The following is a 13,970-nucleotide window of genomic DNA, read 5'->3' as shown; positions in this document are numbered from 1 at the left end:
TCCGCCTACTGCAAAACGGTTATCATTAGTGTGCTTATCATAAACAAAACAGCGGAAGCAGTTGTGACCCTGGAAAATATTCGATCAAGCTTTTCTCCCTGACCAAAAAATTGATCTGCTCCTCCACCGATAGCGCCCAATCCTGCTGCGCGTCCTGATTGTAGTAACACACTAGCGATTAATACTAATGCTGAGGCGACAAGAACCACATGTAATACGATATTCATTTACCCACCTCCTAAGTTTGTTTACAGGTCTGTATTTTAACACAACTATCTTAAAGTGACAATAAGTTTTACTATTTCAAATTATAAAATGTTGATTTTCCTGGATAAATTGCTGAAATATCTAAATAATCTGCAATTCTCATTAATTGATTGTACTTAGCAACACGATCTGTACGTGATGGAGCACCAGTTTTTATTTGCCCTACTCCAGTAGCAACAGCTAAATCTGCTATGGTTGTATCTTCTGTTTCACCAGAGCGATGAGACATAACACAGGTGTAGCCAGCACGCTCAGCCATTTTTATAGCCTCTAGGGTTTCTGTTAAAGTTCCTATTTGATTAACCTTTATTAATATTGAATTAGCTACACCTAGCTCAATACCCTTTGCTAGTCGCTCAGTATTAGTTACAAATAAGTCATCACCAACTATTTGAATTCTATTACCCAAACGCTCTGTCATTAGTTTCCAGCCAGACCAATCCTCTTCACTCATACCATCTTCAATAGAGATAATTGGGTATTTATTAACTAGTTCTTCATAGTAACTTACTAGTTCCTCAGCAGTTCGAGAAACGCCTTCACCAGAAAATTCATAGGTTTTTGTATCTTCATTATAGATTTCGGTTGAGGCAACATCAAGTGCTAACATAACCTGTTCGCCAGGTTGATAGTTGGCTTTCTCGATAGCCTCAATTATTACCTGCAAAGCCTCTTCGTTAGAGCCTAGGTTAGGAGCAAATCCACCCTCATCACCTACAGCAGTATTTAAGCCTTTGGCTTTTAAGACCTTTTTTAAGTTGTGAAAAATTTCTGCACCCATTCTAACCGCTTCATTAATTGAAGATGCTCCTACAGGCATAACCATAAACTCTTGAATATCTACGTTATTGTCGGCATGTTCTCCACCGTTTAAGATATTGAGCATAGGTACAGGCAGGGTTCTGGCTTGTACACCACCAATATATTTATAAAGAGGCATATTATAAGCATCACTAGCTGCCCTAGCAACTGCCAATGAAACCCCTAATATTGCATTAGCTCCAAGCTTAGCTTTGTTGGGGGTACCATCTAAATTAATAAGCACTTGGTCTATTTCTACTTGATCAGCAGCATCTCTACCAATTAATTCAGTAGCAATAATGCCGTTTACATTATCAACTGCTGTTTGAACGCCTTTTCCTAAAAAGTACTCAGGATCCCCATCGCGTAATTCCACTGCCTCAAAAGCACCAGTAGAAGCTCCAGATGGTACTATGGCTCGTCCAATAGCTCCACCCTCTAAAATAACCTCTACTTCAACAGTTGGATTACCACGTGAATCTAAAACCTCACGAGCATATATATCAAAAATATTAGTCATTGTTTGAGTCTCCTCATTTATCCTATTTGATTTGTCACAAGTGAACTGCCTGTCATTAGCTTTGGCTGGGGTAACCCCATTAGCTTTAATACTGTAGGTGCAATATCAGCTAACCTACCAAACTGCTCTACCTCAGTTACACGGTTATCAATTATAATACAAGGCACATCATTACGGGAATGTTTAGTGCTTATTTTACCATCAATTTGCAACTGGTCAGCGTTACCATGATCAGCCGAAATTACAAAACTGTATTTTGTGTGATCTATGGCCTTTAGAATCTCTCCAACACAGCTATCTACTGTTTCTACAGCTTTTATGGTGGCCTCTAAAATGCCAGTATGACCAACCATATCACAGTTAGCGAAGTTTACTACTACTAAAGCAGGTTCTTCTTTTTGCACATACTCAATAAGTTTTTTGGTAACCTCTGGGGCACTCATTTCAGGCTGTAAATCATAGGTAGCAACCTTAGGAGAGTTTACAAGTATTCTGTGTTCTCCAGTAAATTCTTCTTCTTTGCCGCCATTAAAAAAGAAAGTTACATGTGCATATTTTTCAGTTTCGGCAACCCGTAATTGTTTTAAACCTGCGGCACTTACCACGCTACCTAGGGTATCTTTTATTTCTATAGGAGGAAATATTATTGGCATATTAAGGCTTTCATCGTACTCAGCCATTCCAATTACATTCACCCCGTATTCTAGTAGCTTCTTGCTTATTTGACGAGCTCTATCTGCCCTAAAGTTAATAAAAATTGCTGTTTCATTAGCTGCCATTTTACCTTTAGCTTCGCCATCTTGCTTTACTACTACTGTTGGTAAAACAAACTCATCACTGGTATCTGCTTGATATGACTTTTCTACTGCCTCTGCGGCGGACTTAGCTTTTAAGCCCCTACCTTTAAGCAATGCATCTAGGGCTTTATTGGTACGCTGCCAGCGTTTGTCTCTATCCATAGCATAGTAACGACCACTAACTGTAGCAATTTCTGCAAAGTCGTACTCGCTTATCCATTGCTCTATTTTTTCGATGTAGTTAAGTGCGCTTTTGGGGGGCACATCTCTGCCATCTAAAAATAGGTGCATTTTAACGGGCACAGGGCCGTTTCTTCTTACCAGCTCTAATACCGCGTAAAATTCTTGAATATGGCTATGCACTCCACCATCGGATGCTAAGCCCATTAGGTGTAAAGCTTCATTATTTTGCTGAGCTTTTTTTACTGCATTGATTAAAATATGTTGATTAAAAAAACTATCTTCTTCAATACTTTGTAGAATACGAGGCAACATCTGCCACACTACTCTGCCTGCACCAATGTTTAAGTGACCGACATTACTGTCACCCATTTGTGACTGCATTAAGCCTACATCAATTCCACAGGTTTTTAGCTTGGCATAAGGATATTTCTCTAATAATGAATCTATTATGGGGGTTTTAGCTAAGGCAATGGCGTTATATTCATAATCTTCACCTAAAGCAAAACCATCTAGTATCATTAGTATTGCTGATTTACTCATTGAATTTAACTATAGCAGTAAAGTCAGCACTTTTGAGGCTAGCTCCACCAACTAATGCTCCATCTATATCGATTTCACTCATTAATTGTTTTACATTGGCTGGCTTAACGCTTCCACCATATAAAATACGAGTATTTTCAGCTAGTTTTTTTCCATACATGTTAGCTATTTGCTCTCTAATAAAGCTACAGCCAGTATTTGCATCATTAGGGGTAGCTGTTTTACCAGTACCTATAGCCCAAACAGGCTCATAAGCTACTACTAGTGTTTGCAGTTGTGCTTCTGTTAATCCTGCCAAGCTTCCCTTTAACTGATTCTGCAATACTTCATTTGTTTTATGCTGTTCACGCTCTTCACTGGTTTCACCAACACATAATATTGGTTTTAAACCTGCATTTAAGGTTGCTTTAATTTTATTATTTACTATTTCATTGCTTTCTTGGTATATGTGACGACGCTCTGAGTGTCCACATATAATCCAATCACAGCCAATTTCTTTAAGCATAGGCGCTGAAATTTCACCGGTAAAGGCTCCCTTTTCTGCTTGATGAACATTTTGGGCACCTAATTGAATATTGGTGTTTTCTGTTGTTATCTTAGCAATAGCTAAAGATGTAAAGGGTGGGCAAATAATTATTTCTACTTGCCCATAATTAGCTATGTTATTTTTGAGTTCTTTTAAGAGTGATTCTGTTTGTGCAGGTGTTAAATTCATTTTATGGTTACCTGCAATTATTGGTTTTCTCATTATTTATACTCCTATTTATCTGCCAATGCGGCTAAACCTGGTAGCACTTTGCCTTCCATCATTTCTAAAAAAGAGCCCCCACCAGTTGAAATATGGTTCATTTCATCTCCATAACCAAATTGTTTAACAGCTGCGGCAGAGTCTCCACCACCCACTACTACCTCTGCATCATTTACTGCTAAATGGGCAGCTAGGGTTCTAGTTCCTACCGAAAATGGATCTAGTTCAAACACGCCCATTGGACCATTCCATACTACTAATTTAGATTCTTTTAAAATGGCAGAGTACTCTTCACAGGTAGCTGGTCCTATATCTAATATCATTTCATTTGGGGGTATATTATCTACATCAAAATAATGGGGTTCGGCTGATTCTGAAAACTCAGTTGCTGTAATAACATCTACTGGCAAGTAAATATTAACACCCTTTTCTTGGGCTGCAACTAACAGCTCTTTAGCTAACGCTACTTTATCTTCTTCTACAAAAGATTTACCAACCTCATAATTCATAGCCTTTAAAAAGGTATTTGCCATACCACCACCAATTATTAAGTTGTTTACTTTTAATAATAGTGACTCAATTACTTTAATTTTATCACTAACTTTTTTTCCACCTAATATTGCTGTAAATGGTCTGTTAGGGTTTTCCAGAATTTTTGTAGCATAGTCTATTTCTTTTTCGAGTAAAAATCCTGCTACAGCTTTGTCTGCCATTAATTTAGCTAATGCCTCAACCGAGGCATGGGCTCTATGGCTAACCCCAAAGGCATCGTTAACATAAATATCTGCATACTGAGCTAGTTCTTTAGCAAACTGTAAGTCATTTTGCTTTTCTCTGGAATCAAACCGAAGGTTCTCTAAAATAAGTATCTCTCCACTGGGTAGTTTTTTTACCTGTTCTTTAACCTCATCACCAATTGTTTTATTGATAAAACTAACTTTGGTATCTACAAGCTTACTTAAGTGCAAAGCTACGGGGGCTAAAGAGTAGTCGATATTTACTTTTCCTTTTGGTCTTCCTAAATGACTAATTAGTATTAATGAGGCGCCCTGTTCAATTATATATTTAATTGTTGGTAATGCCGCTTGAATACGAGTATCATCGGTGACTTCACCTTCTTTTAAGGGAACATTAAAGTCTACTCTCATTAATACTCTTTTATTTTGCAAGTTAAGATCACTAACTAACTTTTTTTTCATTAGATACTCCTAATATTGGGTTATTTTTGGGCAACAAATACGGCAAGGTCAATCATTCTACTAGAATAACCCCACTCGTTATCATACCAAGATAAAACTTTTAACATATTATCATCGTTAACTGTTGTAGAAAGTGCATCTACAATTGATGAACGACTATCGCCAATATAATCTACTGAAACTAATGGCTCATAGCTAATACCTAATACACCATTCATTTTGTTTTTGGCTTCTAGTTCAAACGCTTTGTTAACTTCTTCAGCTGTTACGTTTTTATTTAACTCTACTGTTAAATCAACAATTGAACCTGTAGGGGTAGGAACACGCATTGCCATTCCACTAAGTTTGCCAGCCAACTGAGGTAAAACAGTGCCTATAGCTTTGGCAGCACCTGTTGAGGTAGGTATTATAGAGACAGCAGCAGCACGAGCACGTCTAAAGTCTTTTTTATGGGGGCCATCTAAAATTTTCTGGTCATTAGTATAGGCATGAATAGTTGTCATAAATCCGCGCTTAATTCCAAAGTTTTCATCTAATACCTTAGCTACTGGAGCTAAGCAGTTTGTTGTGCAAGATGCATTAGATAAAATATGGTGTTCTTCTGGTTTATAGCCTTCATCATTTACACCTAACACTATTGTGTAGTCAGCATCTTTACAAGGAGCAGAAACTATTACTTTTTTAGCACCTGCTTCAATATGCAAACTGGCTTTTGCCTTATCACGGAACATGCCTGTGCACTCTAGTACTATTTCGGTGTTTAACTCGCCCCACTTTAAATCAGCAGGATTACGCTCTGAGGTAATTTTTATTGCTTTGCCGTCTACTATTAGGTTTGTTCCTTCTACCTTTACTTCTGCATCAAAAGAACCATAGTTGCTGTCATGCTTTAATAAATAAGCCATTTGATCGGGTGAACCTAAATCATTAATTGCCACAACCTCAACTTGGGGGTTAGCGTGAGCAACTCTAAATACTTGACGACCAATACGACCAAAACCATTAATTCCTACTCTTACTGTCATATCTAATCCTCCTAAAAAGTAATTCATTTGAATTGATTTTAAACTATTTATTCAAATTGTTATGTATATAGCAGACTTTTATCGTTTATTTGCTATACACTGCTATTATAAACTTCTTTATATAGTGTACTATTAATTTATCCTAAACTCCACATTTTTAGTTTATTCTTTGCCTTTTAAATTTGATTCAAGACTGTCTGCCAACTGTTCAATTTTGCGCAGCCTGTAATTCACAGCAGATTTACTAATTGGTTTTTTCATTAGCAGGGCCAGCTCTGAAAGACTGAGCTCTGGATTATTTACCCTAAGCTTAGCTACCTCACGTAAAGATATTGGTAAAGTGCTTAGTCCTACAGATTTATCTATAATCTGTATTTTTTCTGCCTGACGCCAAGCCGCCTTAAGGGTTTTGTTAAGGTTTGCTGTTTCGGAGTTAACTAAACGATTAACTCTATTACGTACCTCTCTGTATACCCGAGCGTTTTCATAGTTTAAGGCTGCTGATGTTGCACCTATTAGATTTAAAAGAACTGTTATTAAACTGCTATCTTTAAGGTATAAAACTATATCATTTTTTTTCTCAACTTCACCCCATTGTATACCCTCTATTGATGACAGGTGTTTTAAGTGATCCTTATGAATGCTGTCGTGCGTTAATAATTCACAATGGTAACGCCCTCTTTTGGGATCACTAACTGCTCCAGATGCTAAAAAACTTCCTCTTAAGTATGCTCTTCTACAACACTGAGAATTCATAAACTTGCTACTTACACCTGGTATAATAGCATAGTTTTTATCCATAATACCTAGCTGGATAAGCAAATCATGGGTTTTAGTAGATGGACGAATACTTACCATATAGGTATAGTTTTTGCGTAGCTTTACTTTACGGCGTACAAATACATTTGTATCTAGGTCCATTACAAACTTAATAAGTTTGTACATACGCCTTGCAGTGGCTGGGTTTTCAGTACTCATGCTAATACCTAATTTACCAGCTCCAGCTAGCTCTAAAACACCATTAATTCTGACAAAGGCTGCTAATTCACTAAGAATACAGCATCGGTCTTTCATTTCAAGACGTGCACATTCTTTTTTAGCATCGGCAGTAAATGTCATTTGCATCAATCCCATCATAAAATCTCATACTTAAAAGCTAATCTATATTTTACCCCTATATATTATAATAGAACGGCTTATAAACCAACCTTTTTAAACAATTTTTTTGGTTTGCACTTGTTTTACATCGTAGCCCTTTGGAGCTGAGTGCTTTGGCTATCCCTTTGGGTTACGGGGTGGGCTTCGCGATATATAATAAACAAAAGCTAACCTTAAATACGGTCAGCTTTTATCGTTATTTTTCTTTAACCTCTTTTGTGTATATTAACCCCTTAAATTCTTGTAGTTTGGGGCTTGTTGTAAGGGCGTTTTTAAGTACCATCATTTGGCCTACACCACCTAGTATTGCCGCACCTTCGTATTCGTTAAAGTTTGGAATTAGCTCTTCTATGGCAAATCCTAACTCAGTTAATACTCTTATTACGGCATGGTTATCCTGGGGAGACTTTTGACCGTAGGAGAAAAATACGGGTAAATTAACTTGGGTCTTTAATAGCTGTTTAACTCTGGTTAAAAACAGCTTAGCACCCTCTGTTGTATAGGGTGGATCAGTAAAGGCCACCTCAAATTTATTTAAGTGTTCTGTCGCTATAGCGTTTTTGGCATCATAAAATACCGTGTTTATCTCAATTTCTAGCTCATCAGCAATGCTTTCAATATAATCAAGTAGCCTTTCATCTATATCAAAAACAGTTATTTTAGGTGATTTTTGATCAGCATATATGAGTTTCCATACCAACATTAGCGCTACTGAAACTAAGTCATCGTCACCAAACAAAGCTATTTCTCTATTAAAGAAGGCATCCTTTTCTAAAGCAAGTACAGCCCTTCTTAGAGCAGTTATGGGTTTTCCATGAGCCTGATCTAATGTTACATCAACCTGTGGTCGCATTGATAGGTAAAGCTTTAAACGCTCCATTACTTGCTGAAATTCTTGAGGTATAACATACCGTAAACCACTACACCTTGGGCATACTAGCTCTGTTTGTTGTTTTATACCTAAAACTTTTTCACAAAACTCAACACCCTGTTCTGTTAGTTTCATGGTTGCACCATCAACTATTAGGTTAGCTTTAATAGCTTCCTTTTTTAGGGCAGCTGTGATAGGTAATGGTAATCGAATATTTTTAGAGCAGGCTTTAGTAGAAATTCCCTGATTAAGATACACCTGTCGTAAAAAGGTTCTTACCCCTTCACTACCCTCTCGTAGGGTTACAGCTGTAGCAATATGTACAAGGATATCTTTAGTTAGCATTTAATCAACTCCAATTTTTCTAAGTATCTATTAAAAGAATGAGGGTAACTTTTTTATAAGCAACCCTCATTTAGTATAACAAACTAATTAAACAATAAAACTATTATCTAAAATTATAGCTTGTTTAGGTGTATTTTAACTATGAACACTTAGTAAATCCACAGTTTCGACAGATATAACAGCCGTCTTGGTGCACTACTAATCCATTACAGCCAGGCTCAGGGCAAATTTCAGCATTACGAGGTCCACCAATATAGTCTAGCTGTAAACTGGCATAGCCTTTTACAACCTTCTCAATTGATTGAGCTATGGCATCTGGACAAGATAGTACATCTGTATCATCGTCTACAATACAGCCTACACACCGAATACCCTTTAGTTGGTTTAAGATTGATTCTATATCAATTCCAGCTCGTATGGTAATACTAATTAAGCGAGCTAAAGCATCGGCAAGTGCCTCACAGCCCTCACTGCCAGTATTAGTAAACACCTCACAAATACCGTTTTCATCTTGGTTTACGGTAACGTATAGTTTACCACAGCCGCCAATGTTATACTTTTTAGTAATGCCAAAGGTCTCTTCTGGTCGTGGTCTTGGGGTAATATGCATACCTGCATCTAGGGTCATTTGGTGACCCTCTACTACGGCAGGCTCACTTTTAATTCCAGCACTTAACACCTGTTGATCTCTACTACCATCACGGTATATTGTAACCCCTTTACAGCCATGATCATACGCTAACTTAAATACCTTAGCTACATCCTCACGGCTTGCTTCGTTAGGAAAGTTAACTGTTTTAGAAACAGCGTTATCTACATGATTTTGAAAGGCAGCTTGAATACGCATATGCCAATAAGGTGTTATATCATGGGCTGTTACAAACACATCTTTAGTCTCTTGAGGTAGGCTGGTGTTATGAAGATTACCGCTATCAGAAACCTGTTCCATTAAAGACTGAGAGTAATAGCCTTTTTCTTTCATAATATCTTCAAAGGCAGCATGAACCTCAATTAGTCGATCATTATCTAATACATTTCTAACAAAGGCATAAGCAAATACAGGCTCAATTCCACTTGAGCAACCAGCCAAAATGCTAATGCTTCCGGTGGGAGCTATAGTTGTAATTGTGGCATTACGCATTGGCTCTCCATTTTTAAATATACTTTTATCATAGTTAGGGAAAGAGCCTCTAACTTTAGCTAGCTTAGTTGATGCTATTCTGCCCTGTTCTTGAATAAACTGCATTACTTTTTCAGCCATTTCAACTGCTTGCTCTGAGTTATATGGTATCTCCAGCTTTAATAGTAGATCAGCAAATCCCATTACCCCTAAACCAATTTTACGATTGCTTTTTGTAGTTTCATCAATTTGTTTTAAAGGGTAGTTATTGGCATCTATAACGTTATCCAGAAAATGAACAGCATCAAACACTGTTTGGGCTAATTCACTCCAGTTAATTTCTTTATTAGTTACGTATTTAGATAAATTAATTGAACCTAAGTTGCAAGACTCAAATGGTAAAAGTGGTTGTTCTCCACAGGGGTTTGTGCTCTCAATTTCGCCAATCTCTGGTGTTGGATTAGCGGCATTTAAACGATCTAAAAAAACAATTCCTGGTTCACCGTTATGCCACGCCCCACTAACTATTTTTTGCCAAATATCTGTAGCAGATAGCTTTTTAACAACCTCTTTATTGTGAGGGTTAATCAACTCATAGTCTGTATTATCTTTAAGTGCTTTCATAAAAGCATCTGTTATACCTACTGAAATATTAAAGTTAGTTAACTCTGTACTATTCTCTTTACAGGTAATAAATTCTAAGATATCTGGATGATCAACTCTTAAAATAGCCATATTGGCTCCCCTACGAACACCACCCTGTTTAACGGCCTCGGTAGCAGCATTAAATACTTTCATAAAAGATACAGGGCCACTAGCTACTCCACCAGTACTTTTTACTGTAGAGTTTTTAGGTCGTAAACGAGAAAAAGAAAAACCTGTTCCGCCACCGCTTTTGTGAATTAAAGCAGCGTTTTTAACTGTATCAAAAATGCTTTCCATGGAGTCTTCTATGGGTAAAACAAAACAGGCAGATAGTTGTTGTAGGTCTTTGCCTGCATTCATTAAGGTAGGTGAATTAGGAATAAATTTTTGTGTCCATATTAAATTAAAAAATGTTTGCTCTGTTTTTTTAACTTGCTCTTTATTTGCTCCGTAATTTTTATCTATAATACTAATATTTGTAGCAACTCTTCTCACCAATTGCTCTGGTGTTTCATTAACCTTGCCGTTTACTTTGGTTAAGTATCTCTTTTCTAAAACAGTTTTAGCACTGTTGCTTAATCTCATTATGACACGCCTCTCCGTTTTTAGTAATAAATTTGGTTTATTTTGTAATTTTAACTTTTATAAAAATTGATTGGAATCAATTATAACACCTGAATATAGAGTTTTTCAACAAAATAACACAATATATAGTGTGTTATTTTTAATAAATACACAACATATAGCGTTTATAATTCTACAGATACGCCTTCTCTTGATATTTTAATAATTTTTATGGTTCCTGATATTGAATGTTTTGCCCAAATATTTTGCCATATAGTGCGTAACTCTGTTAATCCCTTTTTTTCTCCAAAGGCAATTAAGGTGGAACCACTGCCACTTAGTGCAGCTCCATAATTATTGTTGCAGCAGTTTGCCATAGCTAACATTTCTTTAGCTCCCGCCATTATGCCAATACGATAAAACTGATGTAAACGGTCCTGCATTGCCGTTTTAAGTAAGCGATATTCTCCAGATGTCCATGCATAAACCGCTAAGCCAGTTCTACTGTTATTATATACAGCGTCTCGTAGGGTAACTTTACGAGGCAATACTGCCCTAGCATCTGCCGTACGCATGCGATAGTTGGGGATGGCAACAAGTGCTAAGGGCACATGTTGTTTAAGGGGTAGCTTAATAACCTGATAACCCTCTTTATTAACCATTCCAGTTAAAATCAGTCCTCCATAATAAGCGGCAGCTACATTATCTGCATGACCCTCTATTTCACCGGCAATGTTAATGGCCTCTCTTGAACTTACTCTTTTATTAGCTAGCTGAGAAGCTATTTTTACAGCTGCAACTGTTACAGCTGCACTGCTGCCCAAACCACGTGAAAGAGGAATTTCATTATTTACAAAAAGATTGATGCCTTTAAGAGGTGGCATTTGCCATTTTCGCAAAATAGCGTTAATGGTTCTAATGAAATAATTGCGTTCATTTTGAGGTAAATATTCTCCACCCTGCCCTGTTGTAATAACCTTAATATCTGGGGTATTATATTTTGCCTCAACATGTAGCCATAGGTCAAGTGCCAATCCTAGGCAATCAAATCCAGCTCCTAAGTTTGCAGTTGTAGCTGGCACCCGTATTTTCATAGCTATAGATTCCTTTCAATAAAGGTTTTTAGATCACTTTCACAGGCATTTATGCTAGCTATTTTCATGTTTAGCATCTCTGCCATTTGGGGGTCTTTTAAGCCATGACCAGTTAAAACTGCAACAACTGTACTTTGGGGTTTTAAAATCTTTTGAGCATGAGCTTTTAATAGCCCTGCAAAACTTGCACATGACCCCGGTTCAGCAAAGATACCTTCTGTATAAGCCAATTTGCGGTATGCAGTGGTTATTTCTTTATCGGTTACAGTATTTATATTGCCTCCAGATTCGTCTCTGGCTAAAATAGCTTTTTGCCAACTTACTGGGTTTCCAATACGAATAGCTGTAGCAATGGTCTCGGGGTTTTTAATGAGTTTATTCTCTACAATAGGTGCCGCTCCGGCCGCTTGGTAACCCATCATTTTTGGTAATGTGTTTATTCTTTGAGCTTGGTAATATTCTTTAAATCCCTGCCAATAGGCAGTAATATTGCCAGCATTACCAACGGGTATAAAGAGATAGTTTGGAGATTTTTTGAGATCATCACATAGCTCAAAAGCGGCTGTTTTTTGACACTCAATTCTATAGGGGTTTAAAGAGTTCACAATAGTTATGTTAAATTTTTTTGCTGCATACTGCACCAGCTCCAAAGCTTGATCAAAATTACCATTAACTTCGATAACTTTAGCTCCATAAACAAGTGCCTGCATTAGCTTGCCCTTAGCTACTTTATTTTTCGGTAAAACTACCAAACACTTAAGCCCCGCCCGAGCAGCATAGGCTGCTGCTGAAGCAGAAGTATTGCCAGTAGAGGCACAAATAATTGCCTTAGCACCCTGTTCTTTGGCTTTGCTTACAGCAAGTGTCATACCTCTATCTTTAAACGAACCGGTAGGATTTAAACCCTCGTATTTAAAATAAAGATTTATATTTAGTTCTTGACTTAAATTGGCGGCATATATTAGGGGTGTATTTCCTTCATTTAGACTAACAATGGGGGTTTTAGAGGTTACTGGCAAAAACTCTTTATACCTTGCTATAACGCCTTTGTACATAATATCACTGCTCCCTTGTAGAATGTAAATTCTTTGTATTTCTCAATTTTCCTGCGAGTTTTTTTGGCTAATTTAATTTATTAAAATAAAAAGCCACTCTATTTAAGAATGACTTAGATTATGTCTTTTATTTTAGGTATTAATTGGTTATCTCAGTAAAATCATTTATTCTACTTAATACTCTTTAAATAAATATTTAGTAGACAGCTTATGAGATGTAAAAATAGAAGCTTAAAATGATTAAATTAGAACTTATGTAGATATACAATTACCTTATTATGTTGCCATCTTTATCATAAAATAAATACTCACCAGTAAAATCATACTGTGGATATTCAAAAATAGTGATAGAAGGATTTATATATACTTTCTTTATTGTGATATTATCTTCATTTTTAATTTCAAAGGTTATCTTAGCAAGGTTAGCATTTTTACTAAGTACAATTAAAAACATCGTACTGGCGGTATTCCCCGTTTTAACAAAACTAAAGTTTGATACTACTATATCTTGTGCTCTGGAAGTCATTTTCTTGGAATATATAACACTATTTATTTGGTAATAGTCTGTATCTACCTTCTTAAATACAGCATAAGAACATCTTTGCGACTGTACGGTATTACCAATTAAATAGCCTACAAAGCGATAATCTTCAATATCCGTAGTGCCAAAAATGACTACTGACTTTTTTGTGTTAAGTTGCTTAACTATTTCATTTTTATAGTAGACATCATTCATTAATACTTGTTCTTTTTTAGTATTTTTAATAACTGAAACTATTACTATAGCTAAGATAATTAATGCAATTAGAAAGCTATGCTTTTTTTTCATGTATATTCTCCTACACTTTTTTAATCTAAAAAATACGACTTTTAACTATAGTTGTCTTAGTATTATAAGTTTATTATACATTAGAAAAACTGAGTTTAAATCAATAAAAATGTAAATAAAGGAAATAAACAAATATATGATGCAAAATTATTAGGTTACTAAAAAAGTATTAGTTATTTTTTACTAATACTTTTTTACTATAACTATAC

12 protein-coding genes are annotated in these 13,970 nt (G+C 36.3%); all 12 read right to left on the bottom strand.

Going from position 1 to position 13,970, the window contains the following annotated elements; all coding sequences use genetic code 11:
* Window positions 1-5: 5 nt before the first annotated feature.
* The 12 genes from secG to IMX26_RS13320 all read right to left on the bottom strand — a co-directional run bounded on the left by secG (window position 6) and on the right by IMX26_RS13320 (window position 13,761).
* Window positions 6-227 (bottom strand): preprotein translocase subunit SecG, encoded by a 222-nt coding sequence (gene secG, locus IMX26_RS13375; RefSeq protein ID WP_195158888.1) that lies wholly within the window; start codon window positions 225-227, stop codon window positions 6-8.
* A gap of 71 nt (window positions 228-298) precedes the next feature.
* Window positions 299-1,588: a phosphopyruvate hydratase gene (gene eno, locus IMX26_RS13370; protein ID WP_195158887.1), complete on the bottom strand. Its 1,290-nt coding sequence runs from the start codon at window positions 1,586-1,588 to the stop codon at window positions 299-301.
* Window positions 1,589-1,605: 17 nt separating this feature from the next.
* On the bottom strand, window positions 1,606-3,108 hold the full coding sequence (gene gpmI, locus IMX26_RS13365) for a 2,3-bisphosphoglycerate-independent phosphoglycerate mutase (protein WP_195158886.1): 1,503 nt from the start codon (window positions 3,106-3,108) through the stop codon (window positions 1,606-1,608).
* Complete coding sequence (tpiA, locus tag IMX26_RS13360; RefSeq protein WP_195158885.1) at window positions 3,101-3,856, bottom strand: triose-phosphate isomerase; 756 nt, start codon at window positions 3,854-3,856, stop codon at window positions 3,101-3,103. The genes gpmI and tpiA overlap by 8 nt, the downstream gene beginning before the upstream one ends.
* A gap of 11 nt (window positions 3,857-3,867) precedes the next feature.
* Window positions 3,868-5,055 carry a phosphoglycerate kinase gene (locus IMX26_RS13355; protein WP_195158884.1) on the bottom strand — a complete coding sequence of 396 codons (1,188 nt, stop codon included), beginning with the start codon at window positions 5,053-5,055 and terminating at the stop codon, window positions 3,868-3,870.
* Between the two features lie 20 nt (window positions 5,056-5,075).
* Window positions 5,076-6,080: a type I glyceraldehyde-3-phosphate dehydrogenase gene (gene gap, locus IMX26_RS13350; protein WP_195158883.1), complete on the bottom strand. Its 1,005-nt coding sequence runs from the start codon at window positions 6,078-6,080 to the stop codon at window positions 5,076-5,078.
* A 162-nt stretch (window positions 6,081-6,242) separates the two neighbouring features.
* Window positions 6,243-7,199, bottom strand: a complete 957-nt coding sequence (whiA, locus tag IMX26_RS13345) for a DNA-binding protein WhiA (protein WP_195158882.1) — start codon at window positions 7,197-7,199, stop codon at window positions 6,243-6,245.
* A gap of 235 nt (window positions 7,200-7,434) precedes the next feature.
* Window positions 7,435-8,454, bottom strand: coding sequence for a bis-aminopropyl spermidine synthase family protein (locus IMX26_RS13340; RefSeq protein ID WP_195158881.1), 1,020 nt, complete (start codon window positions 8,452-8,454; stop codon window positions 7,435-7,437).
* Window positions 8,455-8,593: 139 nt separating this feature from the next.
* Complete coding sequence (locus IMX26_RS13335) at window positions 8,594-10,807, bottom strand: vitamin B12-dependent ribonucleotide reductase (RefSeq protein ID WP_279324906.1); 2,214 nt, start codon at window positions 10,805-10,807, stop codon at window positions 8,594-8,596.
* 161 nt (window positions 10,808-10,968) lie between these two features.
* Window positions 10,969-11,877 (bottom strand): homoserine kinase, encoded by a 909-nt coding sequence (gene thrB / locus IMX26_RS13330; RefSeq protein ID WP_195158879.1) that lies wholly within the window; start codon window positions 11,875-11,877, stop codon window positions 10,969-10,971.
* 2 nt (window positions 11,878-11,879) lie between these two features.
* Window positions 11,880-12,932 carry a threonine synthase gene (gene thrC / locus IMX26_RS13325; RefSeq protein ID WP_207729286.1) on the bottom strand — a complete coding sequence of 351 codons (1,053 nt, stop codon included), beginning with the start codon at window positions 12,930-12,932 and terminating at the stop codon, window positions 11,880-11,882.
* Window positions 12,933-13,200: 268 nt separating this feature from the next.
* Entirely contained in the window at window positions 13,201-13,761 is a 561-nt protein-coding gene (locus tag IMX26_RS13320; protein ID WP_195158878.1) for a hypothetical protein, read from the bottom strand.
* Window positions 13,762-13,970: the final 209 nt, after the last annotated feature.

It is taken from the genome of Clostridium sp. 'deep sea' (genome assembly GCF_014931565.1).
Lineage (GTDB): Bacteria > Bacillota > UBA994 > PWPR01 > PWPR01.
The sequence above is the reverse complement of the archived record's forward strand: the minus strand, read 5'-3'. Positions and strand labels throughout refer to the sequence as shown.